Source organism: Pseudoalteromonas sp. SW0106-04 (assembly GCF_001293805.1).
GTDB classification, from domain to species: Bacteria; Pseudomonadota; Gammaproteobacteria; order Enterobacterales; family Alteromonadaceae; genus Pseudoalteromonas; species Pseudoalteromonas ruthenica.
This window is the reverse complement of sequence record NZ_BCAI01000025.1, coordinates 1-19,054: the sequence shown is the minus strand read 5'-3', so window position 1 is coordinate 19,054 and position 19,054 is coordinate 1. Positions and strand designations below refer to the sequence as shown.

Genomic DNA, 19,054 nt, shown 5'->3' with positions numbered 1-19,054 from the left:
CGTCAATATAGGGTGATAACTGGCGATAGAAGTTGGTTGCGGGAGCCGGATTTGAACCGACGACCTTCGGGTTATGAGCCCGACGAGCTACCAGACTGCTCCATCCCGCGCCAATTATCTGTGGACGCTCGCAACTTTTAGAAGTTGGTTGCGGGAGCCGGATTTGAACCGACGACCTTCGGGTTATGAGCCCGACGAGCTACCAGACTGCTCCATCCCGCGTCCACATTGTTGGGTCTAGGGAAGCCCCTTCGCCAACGAGAGCGCCATAATATAGCAACAAAATTTAAATGCAAGTTTAATTACACCGAAACCATATCAGCTGCTGGTTTTTCCACCATTGAAGACTAATTATGATGAGAGCGCTGATGAGGACTAATCATTTTTTGCCACTCCCAATCGGGATGCCCCATCACAATAAAGTCGGGATTTTCTGTTGATTCACGCTGGTTATAAGTGAGCGGATTAAATTCCGCATCGGTAATACACCCGCCCGCTTCTTCGACAATCACCTGCGAAGCACCGGTGTCCCATTCACCGGTTGGACCAATACGCATAAAGCAATCGGCTTTCCCCTCAGCGATAATACAAGCCTTGAGTGAGCATGACCCTAACGGCACGGTGTCGAAGGTGGCATTTAAGTACTGACTAACGGCCTCTAGTTTTTGCCTGCGGCTAACCGCTAAAGTAAGGTTTGCCGGTTGGGCGACACTGATGCGCTCAACCCCTTGGGGCGTTTTCTTATACGCCCCTTGTTGATAAGTTGCGAAGTAGGTGGTGTTTTTCGCCGGCCAATGAATCACGCCGAGCACCGGTCGATTGTTTTCAATTAGTGCAATGTTGACGGCAAAGTCACCGCTTTCGAGAATAAACTCTCCGGTGCCATCCATTGGGTCCAGCAGCCAATAGCGCTGCCAGTGCTGCCGCTTTTCTAAACTGGGGATGGGCGTCTCTTCAGACATAATCGGGATGTCAGGCGCCATTTTCTCGAGCCCAGCCATAAGCACATCATTCGCTGCAATGTCTGCTTTGGTCACTGGGGTGTGATCTTGTTTTACCTGCTCTCCAATATCATTCTGGCGATAAATAGCCATAATGGCCAAACCTGCTTGCTCGGCCAACTCAATGCATGGAGCTAGAAAATCTTGCAACACGACCCCCTTTTTTACTGCTGAACCTCGTGGCTTAATTAGATGCCTGTATTAATAATAGCAAAGCTGCCACACTTCGTGCTTCGGTAAAGTCCGGCTCGCCAAGCAAAGCTTGCCATTGCGCCATTGGCCAATGCACTACCTCTAATGGCTCTGGTTCATCACCAGCCAACGTTTGGTGGTAAAGGTCGCGGGCGGTGATAATGTGCATATGAGCATTAAAGTAGCTGGGCGCAAGCGACACTTTTTTCATCTCGTTAAGCTCATGAGCGCCTAAGCCCACTTCCTCTTGCAGCTCTCGGTTAGCAGCTTGAAACGGCGTTTCCCCCGGATCAATTAAGCCTTTTGGGAACCCCAGCTGATAATCATTGGTGCCGGCACAGTACTCACGCACTAATATAAGTTCATCGTGTTCGTTAACCGGAACGATCATGACCGCACCACGGCCTCCGCCTCGAATACGTTCATACTGACGTTGCTCGCCATTGGAGAAGCGCAGCTCTAAGGCCTCAACAGTAAATAATCTACTTTTTGCCACCACGTTATTATCAAGTATTTCTGGAGGCGTTGGATGCTTTTTCTGTGTCATAGCCGCGACTTTGTTATTATCAACATAAATCCATGATAATTGTTTTAGTAGGAAAAGCCCATGCCAAATTGGTCCAATATCGACACCGTATTACTCGACATGGATGGCACTTTATTAGACTTGCATTTTGACAACCATTTTTGGCTCGAAGTCATCCCCCACCAACTCGCTAAACAGCAACAAATTCCGCTGCAACAAGCCAGAGAGCAAATGGCGGCCCGCTATGAAGCAGTACAAGGACAGATACAATGGTATTGCTTAGATTATTGGCAACAACAATTACAGTTGCCCATTATGACGTTAAAGCGTGAAATTCAGCACCTGATTAGTATTCGTGACGATGCCAAGGTGTTTTTGCAGGCATTAAAAAATTCAGGAAAAGAGCTTATTTTGCTCACTAATGCGCATAGAGATAGTTTGAGCTTAAAAGTAGAACGCACTGAGCTGGACCGCTATCTTGATAAGCTTGTTTCTACCCATGACTACGGCGTTAGTAAAGAGCACCAATCGCTGTGGCAGCAGGTGCAAAGCGATTTAGGCTTTGATAAAAAGCGGACGTTGTTCGTCGACGATAGCGCAGCGGTACTCGATGCGGCGAAGCGCTTTGGGATCAATCATCTGCTAGCAGTGGCTAACCCCGACAGCAAGCAGCCGCACAAGCCGCTTGCCGGATATGAAAATGTCACCGATTATCGTGACATTTTGCCTGCCTAGCTGGGATAGCGCTGCTGCAAGCCTTGATAAACGAGCTTGGCGAAGTCTGGGTTATCAGTGTCCAGACTTTTAACTACCGCAACCAAATGCTCATTGTCCTCTTGGCCATGCCACACCTTGATATAGGTTCCATCTTTATACCCATGGTCTTGGCGGAAGAAGTTCAAGGTGTTCTTGCCAACGTAACCACGATAAAGATCATCGATATTCATTCCAATTTGCTGCATACAGCCGGCAAAAGCAGCAGCATTAAAAGCTTTATCAGCTACCGCGCTGGCTGCTAACGTCTCCAATGAGACTTTAAAATCAGCTCCTTGAATAGGACTTTGCATTTCCTGCTCAATTTGCGCCGCCAACTCAGCAAACGAAGTGTGGCCGTCAATGCGCAGACTCAAGCCGAAGTGGAAGATATCCACCAGCTCCAAAATCACTTGCTCTGTATCCGGAGTTTGTTTTTTCCACCATTTCCAACCATAGTGGTCCAGCATTTCCGCACACTCAACCCAAATAGCCCGATACCACTCAAACCCTTGCTCAAACCATTGCTCGTGAACTTTGGTATTCATGGCATGCTGCATTTCTAACATGATGGCAATTTTATTTGCTGCGCTAGACATTCTTTAATCTCTCATTGTCTGTGTATGTGCCTATCATACCTATAGCGTGAAAGATTATCACCCTAGGGCCGTTCTAGTTGCATTGCTTTCACAGTTTTAATAAAGGAATTTTATGGTATCTAAAACACTTGCGGGCTCTGTTGTAGGAGCCATCTTATTGTTATTCAGTAGTGTCGCCAGTGCTGCGGTCATTACCAATATCAGCGATTCAGCTGAGGGCGTAAGTCCGCTTCTGCCCGGCTTGAGCGTGCCCGATGTGACGTTGAAAGACACCCAGGGCCAACCTGTTGCGTTAAAACAGCTATTAGCAAATAAGCCTACAGTGTTGGTTGTTTACCGTGGTGGCTGGTGTCCTTACTGTTCAAAGCAATTAAAGAATATCCAAAATATCGAGCAACAGATCGCCGAGATGGGCTTGCAAATCATCGCCGTCTCACCAGATAGTCCTGCAAAGCTTGCGCAAAGCACCATCAGCTCACCGACCTACCAACTGCTCTCAGACGATCAGCTGGCATTGGCACAAGCAATGGGATTGGCTTTTTTCTTAGGTGATAAAACGGCTAAAGTTTATCGTAATAAGTTGGGCGTAAACTTTGTTGGCTTGGATGGTGAGCAAAAAGTGGCGCTGCCAGTGCCTGCCGTGTTTGTGCTCGACACGCAAGGGATGGTGCATTTCCAGTACGCCAACCCAAATTATCGTGTTCGTTTATCAGAGCCGTTACTACTGGCCGCTGCAAAACAAGTTATGAGTCATTAAAAAAGGAGCCCTAGGCTCCTTTTCGTTATTAACGTAGGCGGTAATCACATTTGCCTTGCGTCACGTAACGGGTATCAAATGAAGAGCCCGTGGTAAACTCAAAGCGCATATCTCTGAGCTCAAAGATAGGGTGTGGGTGTTCACTGATCCACTTTTGTGTCGCTCGACAAATACCTTCAAGCTTATGCAAACGGAAGGTATCAACTACCACTACAGCATTGTATTTTTCTAAGTAGCTACGTTGAATGTTTTCTACCCAGTTAGTACCGCCGTAGTTAGAACGCAAGTAATAAGTCAGGTCACTTTCGTCAGCTTCTTTAGGACCCACATCCGGTGTTTTGCGCGCTTTTTCAGCAAACTGAATAAGCGATAACTGCTCTCGCATAACCTCTTCACGATGCCCTGCAGGACAGCGTTTAGTGGTGTAGGTTACTTTACCTGCGGGGCTAATACATTTACTGAGCTTTTTTTCATTGCCCTGCGCTGCGAATGTTGCGCTCAGGGCGAGCAATAATACAAACCAATAGTGCATTGTTGTTCTCTAATTTTAGGCACAGCGGCAATTTTGCCAAAACCGCCACAGGTAAACAAGTCTTTGCAAATTGTTACATTTTCATTTCTGTACCAATTTGCTAAAAAAGACTGCTATAAAATCATTAGAAGCTAATTATTTATCTATATTTAACAAACAATTAGCCCTAACCAGCTTAACGATTCTCGAGTCGGTTATAATCTAATAAGCCATACTCTATTCCCCGATATTTTTTCACCTGCTGGTGCAAAATATCGCTAAAGCGCCAAAATTGCGGGTCAGTGCGACGCACAGCAAAACGACTTTTTAAGGTACGGTAATCAGCCTCGCTGGTCATTTTCTGCATATGCGCAGCAAAATCTTCCAGCTGCTGTGGTTGTAACAACCACAGCGCTTCAGGGTAATCGCCAATAAAGCCAGGGATGACGAGTGCTTTATCTTCGTCATAGGCGCGCTGATCTTCCTCGTCTAATAAGCTGCTGATGTTGTAGTGGGCATTGTGATGCAGCAAAGTATAAGCCTGATAATCATCCTCACCATTGGCCACCAAGATATAGCTCACTTGTGGTAATAAGTTCACCGCCGTACTCGGCATGGCATTCAGTTGGCGCAGCACATTTGGTACTTTTTGATAATCATAACGCTGACTTAATACCGCCGAGAGCTTTGTGGCTAAGCGCTGGTAAAGCTCTTGTTGTGGCTGTGACGTTTTGTAATCAATGCCTGTCGGTTGCTCAAAGCGCACATTGGTGTCTTTCATAAACTCGACAAGACTGGTGGGTGATTTTCTATACCAATGAGCCCGTAGTGCCTTGCGCTGCTCTTTAGGTAGCAAGGCAAGAAAGTTATCTTCGCCTTCCATGCGCAGGAAGTCCATGTACAGACGAGTGATCAGTTGATGACCAACATTGCCGTATACATCAAACCCGGCCACCAGCAGATAATGAATTCGTTCAAATAATGAGTAATCTAAAATCCAAGCGGTTTTGGGTTGCTCGCCGACCCAGCCTTTGACAACCGTTGCCGAGTTGAAGTGCCGGAAAATCGTTAATGCGGCGTTGTCATTATGCCCTTCTCCTTGCCAAATAAGGTTTTCGGTGAGGTGTTGGCCATTGGCAAAAACTTCATTGGCAAGCTTTGACTTGGCCTCCAAATATGTACTTTGTTTCGCGGCGTATTTGACCCAGCTAGAAATAGGCAAAGCGTTCGAATCTTCCTGGGCAGGCATATCGAGCATATCATCGTGGCGCATTAAGAATTCATCAATCTTAGGCTGACTCACGAATTTAGGGTCAACAAAGGCGACCCAAAACTGGTCATTAATCACATTCAACGCAATCTGACCTCGACAAACTGGCCCTTGAATAAAACCACGAATAATAAGCTCAGCCTCATCGAGCATAAATTGATATCGAGAGCCTACGGGAATAGCTGCAAAGACTTTAAACGGGTTTGAAGCGACTTTTATGTCATACCCTGGCAGGGACGGCACGGCATATTCCGGCGCAATAAATTGTGATCGCAAGCGAGCTAGTTTGTCATTATTCAACGCCAGTGGAATATTGGTTTTGGCCAGTACGGTACTTTTTCGAGGCAGCAGGCGATAATAAACGCGCGCTACCTTAGGGTCTTCATAAGGGCGGCGAGTGGCAATAACATCGATGGCTTCACCGGGAGGCGTGCGCGAACGAACTAAGGTGAAAAACTCCGAGGTGCTGATTTGATCAAAATAAATATTGGCCAGGTACCAGTGCTCATAAATATAACGGGCGCTTAAGCGGTGTTTGTTATCATCTTGATTAAGAAAACGTTCCCACTTGTTCACTTCAGTTTGCAGCTCAGCGCTAATAGGTGCGTGCTCGGGCATTTTCGCGCCATCTTGCAACCACTGTGTGAGCACCGACATTTCTTTACTGGTCAGTGCTGGCAAACCATAGGGCATGCCCGCATGAGGTTTATCTTGAGCGTATTGTTGAAACTCGCCAATAGTGGGACAGGTTTGGTCTCTATCCAGAGCAAAGTCAAATTCCTCACCCAGTATGGCTTGATCTGGCAGCGGGTGCTGCTGTTTCAATGCCAGAGCTTGATACATCACGCTGCCCACTAAATTAGCATGGGCGCTTTGCTCGCGCTCGTTAAGCACCGGTGAGAAGCCGCGCTCACGCCACTGTTGCGTGGTGTGGGCATCAACGAATAAGCGGCTAGGCTTACTCGCAAGTAGCCGGGTGCCATCATAGACCAAGTCGGTAGAGGTACCACGTTCAATACCCTCAGGAGATGACATTTTCAACTGACAAGGCGCATCATAGCACCCGTGGCAGACGACACAGCGGTTATCTATCACGGGTTTGACTTGCTCGGTAAAAAAGTCGCTTTGCGCAGGACTTACATCGTTACTGCGGTTTTGAACCTGCTCAGGGCCAAAGAGGCTATCATACTTCTGCGCACCTAATACGGCGCAGCCCGTACATAGCAGCAACAGCAAACCCCACGTCAGTTTATTCATCATCATCCCCTAGATCAAAGGTCGGCATCATTTCCAGTTGGGGTGATACGTAACTAACGCCATTATCGCGCTCTAAAGTGGCTGCTAAAAGTGGCCCATGAGTGAGCATTAACATGGCACTGTGGGATTCACTTGGAACAGACTCGGTATGCGCCAACAATTGATAATCGGCCAATTGTAAGCTGACGCTCTGATCTTGCGCTGGGTTTTGGCACAGGTGAGCAAGTAACTGCTCGTCAAGAACCACTTCTAAGTATAAATCTGGGTGGTCTAAATCACGATTTGGTAATTCATCGTTGAATTGAAAAAGCGGTAGGCTGAGTACAGCGCCTTGCGATAACTCCATGGCAAGCCCCAATAAGGTAAGACTAAAACAGTTTTCATGATAGCAAAAAATGTCTACATGTTGGCTGATTTTGTGCACAATTCAGGTATAGTTAACCCAATTTTTTGCGCGAGATCTTTATTATGGAACTATTTTTAGTCATCACGGCAGTGGTAGTCGTCATTGCCATAGTGATTTACAACTCGCTGGTACGCTATAAAAACGAATACCAAAATGCCTTTGCGCAAATAGATGTGCAGCTGCATCGCCGCCATGATCTTGTGCCTAACTTAGTCGCCACCGCTCAGGCTTATTTAGACCATGAAAGTGAGACCTTAAAAGCGGTTACCCAAGCAAGAAATCAAGCTGTAAGTGCTCTACAAAGCCTCTCGGGTGGTGAATTATCTTCGGCTAAACTTGCCCATTTAGCGCAAACAGAGGGAGCCTTGAGCAGTGCCCTAGGCGCCTTACAAGTGAGCATAGAAGACTACCCCGAATTGAAGGCCGACGCGACAATGGCCAATCTAAGTGAAGAGTTATCAAGCACCGAAAACCGTATCGCTTTCGCACGCCAAGCATACAATGACTCAGTGCTTGCCTATAACAGTTACCGACAAAGCTTCCCGCCGGTGTTGATTGCCAACATGACGGGTCATAACCAAGATGCCAAACTGCTAGAACTGAATGACCCACAAAGACAACGCCAAGCCCCTAGCGTGTCATTTAAGTAGCCGTGAGCGGTTTCTTTTCTCAGCAGCGCCAAGCAAGGCGTAAGACTTGGCTACTGCTGGTATTATTTGTGCTCGCTGTGGGTGCTCTCATCGCCCTCGCACATTGGCCATTTTTATGGCTGATGAGCATTTTTTCAACTGACCCATACACCCTGTTTAATTATGGTATCGCGCATGGAACTGACGCTTCAATCCACCTAGGGCTCACCCTTTCCATCACTGCAATTATCAGTACAGCCATACTTTATAAGTACTGGCAATTGCGCCGTGGTGGCAGTGTTATTGCTGAGCAACTAGGGGGGCAGCTGGTGCAAACCAACACCTACCATGAACAACAGCGGGTGCTACTGAATGTTGTTGAAGAGGTCGCTATTGCCGCCAGGATGCCCGTTCCGAGCACCTATTTACTTGCCAACCAGCCCAGTATTAATGCGTTTGCAGCGGGCTATCATCGTCGCGATAGTGTCATTGCCATCACTCAAGGCGCGCTCGAGCAGCTCAGCCGAGCACAACTACAAGCGGTCGTCGCCCATGAATTCAGCCACATAGTCAATGGTGATGTACGCCTTAATGTGCGTATGTCTGCCTTACTTTATGGCATCACCTTTATAGGCCAAGCCGGTGAAAACTTAATTTATAGCGCCATGAATGCGTCTCGTCGCCACAACGCGCAACGCACTGATGGCGCAGGGTTTACCACAGTGATCGGCGTTATTCTGACACTGTTTGGATGGCTGGGGACACAACTTGGCGACATTATCAAAGCGCTGGTATGTCGCCAGCGGGAATATCTTGCTGACGCTGGTGCAGCGCAGTTTACCCGTAACCCACAAGCACTGGCCGGGGCTTTACTGGCTATTGCCGAAAATCCTCGCAAAAACACCTTAAGGCAAAATAATGCGCACCTATTCAGTCATTATTTTTTTAGTGATGCATTGAGCCCGTGGTTAACCTGGTTAAGCACTCACCCGCCGCTAAGGAAACGTATTCGCAGGCTTGATCCACATTGGCACGGACAATTAAAAGAGCGTCCACGCACGGCGCCAAGCCAAGCAAATACCATGGCTTTTAGTGCTAGCCAAGGGCGCAACCCGCAGCCACAAGTAGTGTATGGCGACTTTCGAGAAAAGCTCATGGGGATAGAGGACTCTCTAAGTTATTTAGCTCATGAGCCCAGCGATGCGCGATGGTTAGTTATGTTACTGTGTCTTCATCAACACTGGCCGAATCGCCAAGCACAACTAACGTTTATCGCCGCGCTTCCTTATGTGGATATGTATAAGCTGGATAGGGCTGAGCTTGCATTAACGAAGCTCAGCACTGAACCTCAATTTCGCCTGCTTGAGGTTGCCATTGGTGCAATTCGCTGTTTGCCCAAAGCGCAACGCAGCCAATTTCTTGCCCAGCTAAAAGAGCTCGCTGCGCTGTGTGAGGACTGGGAGCTTGTTCCTTGGTCTTTTCAGCAGCTCAGTGCTCATGCTCTTGTTGATAAAACCGTTGGTGCGTTGCCGGTTATGAATAAAACAGTGATTGTTGCAGCTTGTGAGCAGCTTCTTGGCGCTTTGGCAAGCTATGGCCATGCTAACCCAGAGCAACAACGCCTGGCGCTTGCTGCAGCGGCGCAGCATCTACAGATACCGCTTAGCTTAGAGCATGAAGCGCGATGCCAGCTGACACGATTGCAGCGCGCCCTGCGAGTCATAAAAGGCCTCCCTGTGGTCAAACGGCAACAGTTACTGGAGGCTTGTCGTGTATGCGTAGAGCACGATGCACACATTAACGAGGCGGAGCAAACGCTGCTCTACACGCTTGCTGCCTGCTTAGAGATAGATGGTATCGATTGCTAGCTTACCACGGTAAGGTTTCACCGTTAGCATGCCAAAAGCCGCCGCTGTTATTTAAGTTTAGCTCGTCAATACGCTCACTGATCCGCTGTGCTGCAACATCTGGGCCTATATCGCCAGCGTAACCGACCATTTCGGTTTGCACGAATCCGGGGTGAATTAACCCCACCGCCACATCTTGTGCTTTAAGTTCATGAGCCAAGCTCACTGAGGCTGCATTTAACGCGGCCTTGGACATACGGTAGCCTATATAGCCTCCAGAACCATTGTCGGCAATAGAGCCCATACGTGAGGTGATCATCGCCACTTTCGCGCCTTTGCTAAAGTTATCACGCAATGCATGAGTCACACGCACAGGAGCCACTGCATTGACCGAGAGCTGTTCATTGATAGTGTCAAAGTTCATCTCTGCCAGGGTTTCGTTACGAAACACACCGGCATTATTAATCAATAAATCGATGTGCTCGTCTTTAAGCTCAGTGCGCAAGCGAGCCACATCGTCAGCGTGGCTTACATCAAACCCGGTGCGCACATCAACACCTAGCTCATCAAGCTCATCGCTGCTACGCCTAACCACGGCAATAACCTTAGCTCCAGCAGTTTTATAAATTTTCGCTAGCTGTAAACCGATGCCCCGATTAGCACCGGTGATCACCACATGTTGGCTCATAATCACTCATCCTCTTTTAAGTTGATGAGTTTAGGGTGGGGGTGAATCAATAAAACCCAAGTTATTGATTAAGGTTTATGATTGAAAAGACTGCTCCTTGTGGATCTGTGAGGACGCAAAAACGGCCTACTTCAGGTACATCCATGGGCTGCACACAGACTTCGCCACCAAGTTTTTTAGCTTGCTCTGCTTGTGCATCACAATCGTTGACACTGAAGTAGATCATCCAATGTGGAGGAATATCATCAGGCCACTGCTCATCCATGGCCACCATACCACCGACCATAGTGTCACCCGCTTTAAACAGGGTGTAATCCATCCCTTCCATGGCTTTTAGTTCGGCGCGCCAGCCCAACAGCTCACTGTAAAAACTAGCACTAGATTCAATATCGCGGGTCGCTAACTCAAACCAGCACGGCGTATCAACCTCATTTTGCACACTGGCACCTTTGTGCCCCTGGCCCTGCCATAGCGCCACCATGGCGCCCACAGGGTCGCACAACAACACCATGCGACCTGCCTCGGGCACATCATGTGGACCGTGTACTATGGTTGCCCCCAGCGACTTTGCTTTGTCTGCCATCGCGTCTACATCATCAACGGCAATATAGCTCAACCAATAACTGGGAACACCCTGAGCATGTTGATCGGCGGGCATTTGATACATCGCAGCCACATCCCCTTGTGGCTTTTTCAGCATGGTATAGTAAAGCCCATTGCCGATAGGCTGATCCTCAGCCGACCAAGTAAACAAATCACTATAAAATGTTTTCCCACCTTGCCAGTCGGATGAACACAATTCGGTCCAGCAAAAGTGTCCCTGGGGGTAATTCTCGCTCATAAATTACATCCTTTTGTTGTTTTCATTAACCATAGACTACGCATTCAGAAAACGCTTGAGGTACTGCTCATGAGTTTCCAATTGGGCAATCACGGTCTCAACCTCTTGGGCTCCCTGACTATCATTCATCACCTGCGCGGCATTACGACACTGCACTAAGGTTTTGTGTTGCTGTGAATTCAACTCTTCGAGGAAAGCTTGCACACTGTCACCCACTACGGACTCAAGCTTTGCCTGCCACTCCTTCAAATCTCCTAATAAACTGGTGTCGACTTCGTCGAGTTGCTGCTGTTGCCCTACCGCTTTTGCTAACTCGGTTTGCAAATAACGCTTATGATCATGTAAGACTTTCATGCGTGCTTGCAAAGATTCGTCTTCAGCGTGCTTTTGCACATCTTGAATTAGGACTCGCTCATTTTCTAAAGACTCAATTAATTGATCAATAATTTCAATATCTTGCTCTTGTTCACTGGATACAGAGGTGGGAATTTTTAAACCCATAACATGGCTCCTTCTATCGTTACTGTCCTTAATGCTTACTCAAGAACCATTCCAATAAAAAGAAGAAAAATAAATTTTAATAATTTCAGATTGTTATAGAAAAACACAGATATTAATGAGAATTATTTGCAAAAAGCGTTGACACAAAGGTAAATCTTATTGATAATCAATATCAACAAAACGGGAACGCATTCGAAAGCAGTGATGTCATTAAACGTTTTGTTGCGGACAACTTTGTTTCTCGACCCTGAAACACGTGTTGCGCACGTAATGCGCTTTGGTTGGTGGCTGCACTCCTCAACGCCCCTTGAACTGTTAGGCCGCCAACCACCCTACTATTTTACTTGCTACATTGCTCATATCGGTGACGGTAGATATGAAAACAAAAAAGCCCGAAAGGGCTTTTTTTATGTCTAAAATTGATAATAGTTTTGGTAACAACCACGTAAAGCAGCCCTGAATTTTAGGCTCTATTACTAATACAAGAAAAAAGTTCAGCAGCCTTTTTCTCCACGATTAACTCAGGCTCAGATTTACTTCCATCCTTATTCTTGTTAACAGAGGTCCAACCTATCTCCTTGAAGTATTGCTGCAGAGAGCTAAATCTTATCGTTAAATTATTTTCTTTTGCTCTGATAGACATAGTCGTTTTCAGCGGGATCGAGCTAAAGGCTAAAACATAACTCGTTTCAAAAGCAACTGCCAACCGTCCTGACTCTTTATCTTGATAATCAAAGAACTGACCGCTAGTAGCCGGAGCTGAAATGTTTTCCAATACACAATCAACGGAAGCAAAGTAAATTTCATTCTTACTGGCCTCCATATTATATTCAAAGGGATCTATTTTAACCGGTTCATTAGTAACAGTTGAACAGCCATTAATTAGAGTTATTACAGCGGCAAGCGCGACTAACTTCTTAATCACTTTATTTCCCTATATTTGATTTAGTAATTACAAGATTAAAAACGTAGCATTAAGATTATGTCGAATCAACACTTGTAACACCAAAGAATTACTGAGCTGTTAATCGTTTATCAGCAATTAATCTATTTCGGGCTTTTTTTATGTCTAAAATTTGTCGTGATATCAGCGGCGGTTTTTCCGTGCTCTTGCACGTCGCTGCCGTTTTTCTTCTTCCTTAGCGGCCTTTTTAGCCTCTGCTGCCGCGCGCAATTCGGCAACCATCTGTTCCTCTCGCTCACGCATCTGCGGAGTTTCCATGGTAATACGTCCAATCACCGCATCACGTAACTCGTTAATGAGAATTTCAGCGAACTTATGAAGATCAACCTGATTACCACCACGCAGACAGCCGCGATTTTTGCCCGCTGCAAGCATAAAGTCATAGTCATGCTCTGGCAGTGGTGACACTTTATAGCGCTGGCTCAATAATGCCGGGTACGCTTGCAGCAAATACTCACAGGTGTAGCTGGCAACCTCTTCATAATCAATAGCGGTGTCACGAATAGCGCCTGTTGCCGCTAAACGATAGCCGGAGTTCTCGTTTTCAACCTTAGGCCATAACATCCCAGGGGTGTCGTAAAGCATGATCCCTTCGTCTATTTTTATCCGCTGTTGCGCTTTGGTGACCGCAGGTTCATTGCCGGTTTTAGCAACGATGCGCCCCGCAAGCGTATTGATAAGCGTTGACTTACCAACGTTAGGGATCCCCATAATCATGGCTTTAATCTGTTTATCGGCACCTACTTTGTGCGGCACAAGCTTTTTACACAGTTCAATGACTTTGCCAGTATGGCCCGCTTTATCGTTCGCGAGCGGCATGGCTTTGACACCATTTTCACGCTCAAGGTAGTCCATCCATTGGGTGGTCATCTGCGGGTCGGCTAAGTCAGCCTTATTTAGGATCTTAATGACTGGCTTATCACCGCGCAACGCGCCAACCATAGGGTTCTCACTGCTGTAGGGAATGCGCGCGTCCAATACCTCAATGATGACATCCATTTGTGGCATGATCTCTTTAATTTCGTTACGCGCTTTATTCATATGGCCTGGGAACCACTGGATTGCCATGTTTTCTCTCCCCTAAGTGATGAATAATTATTTTACCTTCGAGACACGCCAAGATCACCCGTTAATGTGTATACTGCCCGCTTTTCTTCTCTCTTATGGAACAGGCATGGCCCTAAAAGCAACGATCATCAAGGTACGATTGAACATTAGTGATTTAAACCGCCATCATTACCAGCAATACTCTTTTACCCTCGCGCAGCACCCATCAGAAACCGACCAACGGATGATGATCAGAGTGCTTGCCTTTGCCTTAAATGCTAATGATAATTTAGTTTTCACCAAAGGCTTATGTGCCGATGATGAGCCCGAGCTGTGGTGGATAAACGACGATGACAGTATTCACTTATGGGTAGAACTTGGTCTTGCTGATGACAAGCGCCTAAAGAAGGCCTGTAGCCGAGCACAGCAAGTATTACTTTATGCCTACGGTGAAGGGAGCCAGCAAGCTTGGTGGCAGAAACACCAAGCGAAGCTCGCTGGATTTGATAACCTACGTATCGTCAGCCTTGCTTATGAAGATACCCAGAAGCTGGCAGCAATGGCCTCCCGAAGCTTAGATTTAACGATTACCATCGAAGATAATGAAGTGTGGGTAAGTGATAGCGACACCAGCTTACAAATCCCCTTGACCTTGTTGCAAGGACAAGGCTAAATACTAACGCCATTGTTATCAACGGAGTCACTATGATCACTAAGGTAGTTGTATTACACGGATTGTATATGTCTGGCTTCGTAATGCGCCCTCTTTGCGCACGTCTTAAAAAGCAGGGGTATGGCATTTTAAATGTGTCATACAACACCCTGAACCCAGATACCGATAAAATCTTTGCGCAAATTAATGACTTCATCGCCGATGACCAGTGCGCTTTTGTTTGTCACTCCTTGGGCGGCCTTATTGCACGGCAATACCTCAGTCAGGAGTTTCCACAGACGGACCAAGTAAAAAAGGTCTTTACCCTTGGCACCCCACACAAAGGGGCACAAATAGCCCGCCATATGCAGGACCGAGGCATGCAAGCACTGTTAAAGAATAGCCTTGAGTACCTCGTGAGTGAAAGCCAAGATTGGCCCTTCTCAGCCCAACTATACAGTATCGCCGGAGACTTGCCCTTTGGCCTACTGCCATTATTTGAGCAGGGCAAGCCGTCAGATGGTACGGTGATGGTTGATGAAACCCGCGTCTCAGGTATGGCGCAGCATAAAGTTTTTCATCTTAGCCACACCAGCCTCATTTACTCGCGTAAGGTAGTCGATTATATCTTAGTGCAGCTAAAGACTTAATCCTCAGCAGCCGCTGCGATTTTATACGCAATTACCGCAATAACACCGACTATCAATGGGATTGGCGCAGCAATAATGCCAAACGCATCAGAGTTGGCATAACTGGCTCCAGCTAAATGACCAACAAGACCGATTACAAAGGTTAGTACGGCGATAATACATACTGTGATTTCTGCTTTTTTTGCTTTTGTCATTGCCCTATCTCCTCATCGTTGATGGTTTCAGTATGGCCTGCACAAGGAAAGTAACCTTGCGCTAAATCAAGTTTTCACTGGGCAATAAATCATCGGTATCGAGTTGTTGCGTTAGATCAAAAATTCATCTCCTCGGCCTTGTTTTTGGCATACATCATGCCCAAGTATGATTATAGGGTCGGTGTTGTTATCGCTAAAAGTGATGTCAGGCATCGAATTTATCTGCTTGTTATCAGGTGCCTTTAGGCCATACTGATTATCAGCAAACAACCATGCAAAGGAGACAGCTATGTCGCAAATCAATGCCATTGGATTAGATAGTGAAGAAACTCAAAACGTAATTGAATCACTCAATCGGCTATTAAGTTGCTATCAAATTCAGTATATGAATGCCCGTGGCTTCCATTGGAACATCAAAGGTCGTGATTTCTTCGAGCTGCACGTGAAGTTTGAGGAAATTTATAATTTGCTGTTGGAAAAAGTAGATGAAATAGCTGAGCGTATTCTTACCTTGGGCGGTGAGCCCCTACACGCATTTTCGGACTTTATCGAATTAAGCCAAATTAACGAAGTGAAAAATGTCAGCGACGGCGGCCAAGCCGTACAATCACTAGTCGATGGCTACTCAACACTAATAAAAATGCAGCGTAAGGTGCTCAGTGATGCCGGCGATAACCAAGACGAAGGTACAGCCGCGTTAATGAGCGATTACATTAAAGAACAAGAGAAGCTTGTTTGGATGTTAAAAGCCTATTTGGATTAATCACAAAACCACTTGCATCTTCCCCTTTCAGCTGTAATGATAATTATTATCAATTCAGCTGAAGGGATTTGCACCGTGCCACAGATTTCGCTTGAATTTCTTGGAGCTCAACTACGCCGTCTATCGCGGTGTCAGCGAGGCCAAGCACCCAACTTAGTTGCACAGTTTATTGAGACGGGTTTGCATTGGGCTCGCTACTATGGCGCTCGACAGATGTATTTATTACAAGAGCTTTATTTACGTCGCACGTTTTACCAATTGGTTAATATCATCTGTGACCCTTTGTTGGAACAGCAAGTAAGAAAACAAAGCCTTTGTCAGCTGCACAAACCACAGCTTGCCCTTCAGCGTTTTTATCGCCAGCAACAGGGTATGCATAAGTACAGAGCACTTAGCCAAGAAGCTCGCGTCCTCTGTCATGAGTTCAACCCCTATTAAGGAGCACATTATGAGCACAGAGTACCGACATGAAAAGGACAGCATGGGTGAGCTACAGGTCCCAGCAGATGCCTTATATCAGGCACAAACCCAACGCGCTGTGAACAACTTTCACATCAGTGCCATGCGTATGCCAGCACGCTTTATTCAGGCATTGGCACAGATAAAACGCGCAGCCGCCACCGTTAATACCGAGCTGGGGCATCTTGATGCCAATGTGGGTGGTGCAATAGATAACGCCTGTCGCGAAATTATTGCTGGTGAGCACCTTGAGCACTTTCCTGTGGATGTATTTCAAACTGGTTCAGGAACCAGTACCAATATGAACGCTAATGAGGTCATTGCTACACGTGCAAGTCAGTTATTGGGTGATAATGTACACCCCAATGATCATGTAAATATGGGGCAAAGCTCCAATGATGTGATCCCAACAGCAATTCACGTAAGTAGTGCGCTGGCGATAGAGAAAGAGCTGCTCCCGGCACTGGAACACCTCATTAGTGTGATAGAAGCTAAGATAGAGCAAGTGGGCAGTCACGTTAAAACCGGCCGCACTCACCTAATGGATGCCATGCCTGTTACCTTCGCTCAAAGCATGTCGGCTTGGCGCGAACAAGTCGTTAAGGCGAAGCAACAAATCAGCGCTAGCGCTGAGCACTTACATCAACTTGCCCAAGGCGGCACTGCTGTAGGCACAGGTATCAATGCTGATCCTGAATTTTCGGCACGTTTCGCTAAACAGCTCGCTGCTCAAACCGATAGTCACTTTCAAGGGGCAGAAAACCTGTTCTACCACATCGCAACTCAAGATTCGGTGGTTGCGGTATCCGGGCAACTAAAGACTGCTGCGGTCGCGTTTATGAAAATCGCTAACGACTTACGGTGGATGAACTCTGGACCTTTAGGTGGGATTGGTGAAATAGAGCTCGAAGCACTGCAACCTGGTTCATCCATTATGCCTGGCAAAGTGAACCCGGTGATCCCTGAGGCCACAGCCATGGTTTCGGCGCAGGTCATAGGTAATGACAGTACTATTACCGTAGCAGGTCAGGCTGGTAACTTTGAACTAAACGTAATGTTGCCGGTTATCGCCTATAACGTATTGCAGAGTATCGAGTTACTGACCAATACCAGCTATGCTTTGGCCGACAAGGCAATTGCCAGCTTCGTCGTCAGAGAGGATAACTTACAGCGTTCTTTAGCAAAGAACCCCATTCTGGTAACGGCGCTTAACCCCATTATTGGATATGAGAAAGCGGCCGCTATTGCCAAGCAAGCTTACAAAGAGAATAAAGCTATTCTCGATGTGGCTGCAGCACAAACCGACATTCCTTATAAAGAGCTAGAGAAGTTACTCGATCCTAAAGGGCTTACTCTAGGGGGCATTCAAAAATAGGTAGCCTGAGCTAGGTGACCATAACATCTGCATTTGCGCATTAGCGCAATGTTTGTATTATGGTCACTATACTCATCAACAATTATAAATATTATGCGCCACTTAATTATTCCCCTTGCACTGCTCTCCCTCACTGCATGTCAAAATAATGAGCCACAAAACACGACCGCTGAAGTAAAGACATCCGTAGAACGAGCCAGCTCTGAGTCAACAACAGATAACCTAGGAAAAGATAAGCGAATCGACAGCGAACAACTTAGCCAACCGATTAACGAAGAGCGCGCCATTAGTGCCACGGAACAATCCATCAAAGCTGATTATCAACGTTTAGAAGCACTGACGCAGGACAAATTTTGTGACAGCGCCAGCCAATGTAAAGTGGTTGCAGTGGGTAGCCGTGCTTGCGGCGGCCCAAGCCAATATCTTGTATATTCAAGTAAATCAGCAGATCCGCAGCAAGTATCTGCGTTAGCAAACAGTTTGGCTGCTCAGGAAAGCCAACTAAATGCTGAAAAAGGCATGGTGAGTATCTGTCAGCAACTTACGCGACCCGCAGCACAATGCAAATCAAAGCAGTGTGTCGCAGTACAGAGCAATACCAGTCAAGAAACGTATTAATAACCGAAGGCGCTCAACACCAGCGACAATACAGTAACGGCGGCAATACAAAGCAAAGCCCGAATAATAAATTTGGGCTTTATCTCATTCTTATACCAATGAAAGTAAAGGAATTTGACGAAATACGTTGCAGCTACACCAAACAGCGCAAAGATCAATAAGTAAGCAAGTAACGGAAGGGTCAAAAGTCAGCCCTAATAAATTCAAAATCTGTTCTCTAGCCTAACAATTCCACTCGAAAAAGACCAAAAATATATAGCCATTTAGCATCCGCTAATCATGTTTTTAAAAGCCTAGTATTGTAGGCCGTGGTTTACTCAGCCTAGGTTACTGTGTTGTAGGTCAGGGTTTACCCTGAATAGATGATGCAAGGCTGAAGCCTTGCCTACAGGTTTGGTTTTTTAGTTGTTTGGTTGTGTTGTGGGTCGGGATTCATCCTGACTAGATGACGCAAGGCTGAAGCCTGGCCTACAGATATGGTGACAGGTGTTTGGTTGTGTTGTAGGTCAGGGTTTACCCTGACTAGATGCTGCAAGGCTGAAGCCTTGCCTACA

22 protein-coding genes and 2 tRNA genes are annotated in these 19,054 nt (G+C 46.6%); 10 read left to right on the top strand and 14 right to left on the bottom strand.

The window, feature by feature from the left end:
• Positions 1-33 precede the first annotated feature (33 nt).
• From W04_RS18395 to nudE, 4 genes are all read right to left on the bottom strand, one after another.
• Positions 34-110: transfer RNA gene (locus W04_RS18395), tRNA-Met, on the bottom strand.
• Positions 111-145: 35 nt separating this feature from the next.
• A tRNA-Met gene (locus W04_RS18390) sits at positions 146-222 on the bottom strand.
• A 125-nt stretch (positions 223-347) separates the two neighbouring features.
• Positions 348-1,151 carry a 3'(2'),5'-bisphosphate nucleotidase CysQ gene (cysQ, locus tag W04_RS18385; RefSeq protein WP_045980294.1) on the bottom strand — a complete coding sequence of 268 codons (804 nt, stop codon included), beginning with the start codon at positions 1,149-1,151 and terminating at the stop codon, positions 348-350.
• 34 nt (positions 1,152-1,185) lie between these two features.
• Positions 1,186-1,740 carry an ADP compounds hydrolase NudE gene (gene nudE / locus W04_RS18380; RefSeq protein WP_022946269.1) on the bottom strand — a complete coding sequence of 185 codons (555 nt, stop codon included), beginning with the start codon at positions 1,738-1,740 and terminating at the stop codon, positions 1,186-1,188.
• Positions 1,741-1,800: 60 nt separating this feature from the next.
• Here nudE and yrfG point away from each other — a divergent pair, with 60 nt between their 5' ends.
• Positions 1,801-2,454: a GMP/IMP nucleotidase gene (yrfG, locus tag W04_RS18375; protein WP_045980254.1), complete on the top strand. Its 654-nt coding sequence runs from the start codon at positions 1,801-1,803 to the stop codon at positions 2,452-2,454.
• Here the strand turns inward: yrfG and W04_RS18370 are convergent.
• Positions 2,451-3,071 carry a dUTP diphosphatase gene (locus W04_RS18370; protein WP_045980253.1) on the bottom strand — a complete coding sequence of 207 codons (621 nt, stop codon included), beginning with the start codon at positions 3,069-3,071 and terminating at the stop codon, positions 2,451-2,453. The genes yrfG and W04_RS18370 overlap by 4 nt on opposite strands.
• 112 nt (positions 3,072-3,183) lie before the next feature.
• Here W04_RS18370 and W04_RS18365 point away from each other — a divergent pair, with 112 nt between their 5' ends.
• Positions 3,184-3,828 (top strand): peroxiredoxin-like family protein, encoded by a 645-nt coding sequence (locus tag W04_RS18365; RefSeq protein ID WP_053911902.1) that lies wholly within the window; start codon positions 3,184-3,186, stop codon positions 3,826-3,828.
• Between the two features lie 28 nt (positions 3,829-3,856).
• Here W04_RS18365 and W04_RS18360 read toward each other — a convergent pair whose 3' ends face one another.
• From W04_RS18360 to W04_RS18350, 3 genes are all read right to left on the bottom strand, one after another.
• Positions 3,857-4,360, bottom strand: a complete 504-nt coding sequence (locus W04_RS18360) for a hypothetical protein (RefSeq protein ID WP_053911901.1) — start codon at positions 4,358-4,360, stop codon at positions 3,857-3,859.
• Between the two features lie 175 nt (positions 4,361-4,535).
• Entirely contained in the window at positions 4,536-6,866 is a 2,331-nt protein-coding gene (locus W04_RS18355) for a fatty acid cis/trans isomerase (protein ID WP_082342294.1), read from the bottom strand.
• Positions 6,859-7,212 carry a hypothetical protein gene (locus W04_RS18350; protein ID WP_045980250.1) on the bottom strand — a complete coding sequence of 118 codons (354 nt, stop codon included), beginning with the start codon at positions 7,210-7,212 and terminating at the stop codon, positions 6,859-6,861. Before W04_RS18350 ends, W04_RS18355 begins: the two co-directional genes overlap by 8 nt.
• 122 nt (positions 7,213-7,334) lie before the next feature.
• Here W04_RS18350 and W04_RS18345 point away from each other — a divergent pair, with 122 nt between their 5' ends.
• Together W04_RS18345 and W04_RS18340 are read left to right on the top strand one after the other, a co-directional pair.
• The gene (locus W04_RS18345; protein ID WP_053911899.1) at positions 7,335-7,922 is read left to right on the top strand and encodes a LemA family protein; all 588 of its coding nucleotides are present in this window, start codon (positions 7,335-7,337) and stop codon (positions 7,920-7,922) included.
• 2 nt (positions 7,923-7,924) lie between these two features.
• The gene (locus tag W04_RS18340; protein WP_053911898.1) at positions 7,925-9,769 is read left to right on the top strand and encodes a M48 family metalloprotease; all 1,845 of its coding nucleotides are present in this window, start codon (positions 7,925-7,927) and stop codon (positions 9,767-9,769) included.
• Between the two features lies 1 nt (position 9,770).
• Here the strand turns inward: W04_RS18340 and W04_RS18335 are convergent, their stop codons facing one another.
• The 5 genes from W04_RS18335 to ylqF all read right to left on the bottom strand — a co-directional run bounded on the left by W04_RS18335 (position 9,771) and on the right by ylqF (position 13,810).
• Complete coding sequence (locus tag W04_RS18335) at positions 9,771-10,436, bottom strand: SDR family oxidoreductase (RefSeq protein ID WP_053911903.1); 666 nt, start codon at positions 10,434-10,436, stop codon at positions 9,771-9,773.
• A 61-nt stretch (positions 10,437-10,497) separates the two neighbouring features.
• Positions 10,498-11,277, bottom strand: coding sequence for a VOC family protein (locus W04_RS18330; RefSeq protein WP_022946259.1), 780 nt, complete (start codon positions 11,275-11,277; stop codon positions 10,498-10,500).
• A gap of 36 nt (positions 11,278-11,313) precedes the next feature.
• Entirely contained in the window at positions 11,314-11,778 is a 465-nt protein-coding gene (locus W04_RS18325) for a DUF2383 domain-containing protein (protein WP_022946258.1), read from the bottom strand.
• A gap of 463 nt (positions 11,779-12,241) precedes the next feature.
• A complete protein-coding gene (locus W04_RS18320) occupies positions 12,242-12,703 on the bottom strand; it encodes a hypothetical protein (RefSeq protein ID WP_053911897.1) in 462 nt (153 codons plus the stop codon).
• Between the two features lie 162 nt (positions 12,704-12,865).
• Positions 12,866-13,810, bottom strand: a complete 945-nt coding sequence (ylqF, locus tag W04_RS18315) for a ribosome biogenesis GTPase YlqF (protein WP_022946257.1) — start codon at positions 13,808-13,810, stop codon at positions 12,866-12,868.
• A gap of 106 nt (positions 13,811-13,916) precedes the next feature.
• Between ylqF and W04_RS18310 the strand changes: the two genes are divergently transcribed.
• Positions 13,917-14,462 (top strand): YaeQ family protein, encoded by a 546-nt coding sequence (locus W04_RS18310; protein ID WP_053911896.1) that lies wholly within the window; start codon positions 13,917-13,919, stop codon positions 14,460-14,462.
• A 32-nt stretch (positions 14,463-14,494) separates the two neighbouring features.
• On the top strand, positions 14,495-15,091 hold the full coding sequence (locus tag W04_RS18305; protein WP_053911895.1) for an alpha/beta hydrolase: 597 nt from the start codon (positions 14,495-14,497) through the stop codon (positions 15,089-15,091).
• On the opposite strand, the gene W04_RS18300 is transcribed toward W04_RS18305, so the two are convergent.
• The gene (locus W04_RS18300) at positions 15,088-15,285 is read right to left on the bottom strand and encodes a hypothetical protein (protein WP_022946254.1); all 198 of its coding nucleotides are present in this window, start codon (positions 15,283-15,285) and stop codon (positions 15,088-15,090) included. The genes W04_RS18305 and W04_RS18300 overlap by 4 nt on opposite strands.
• Before the next feature lie 289 nt (positions 15,286-15,574).
• On the opposite strand from W04_RS18300, the gene W04_RS18295 reads away from it, so the two are divergent.
• From W04_RS18295 to W04_RS18280, 4 genes are all read left to right on the top strand, one after another.
• Positions 15,575-16,048, top strand: coding sequence for a Dps family protein (locus W04_RS18295; protein WP_022946252.1), 474 nt, complete (start codon positions 15,575-15,577; stop codon positions 16,046-16,048).
• Positions 16,049-16,123: 75 nt separating this feature from the next.
• Positions 16,124-16,486 (top strand): hypothetical protein, encoded by a 363-nt coding sequence (locus W04_RS18290; RefSeq protein ID WP_130144982.1) that lies wholly within the window; start codon positions 16,124-16,126, stop codon positions 16,484-16,486.
• 10 nt (positions 16,487-16,496) lie between these two features.
• On the top strand, positions 16,497-17,882 hold the full coding sequence (locus W04_RS18285) for a lyase family protein (protein ID WP_053911893.1): 1,386 nt from the start codon (positions 16,497-16,499) through the stop codon (positions 17,880-17,882).
• Between the two features lie 93 nt (positions 17,883-17,975).
• Entirely contained in the window at positions 17,976-18,500 is a 525-nt protein-coding gene (locus W04_RS18280) for a hypothetical protein (RefSeq protein WP_157576541.1), read from the top strand.
• Positions 18,501-19,054: the final 554 nt, after the last annotated feature.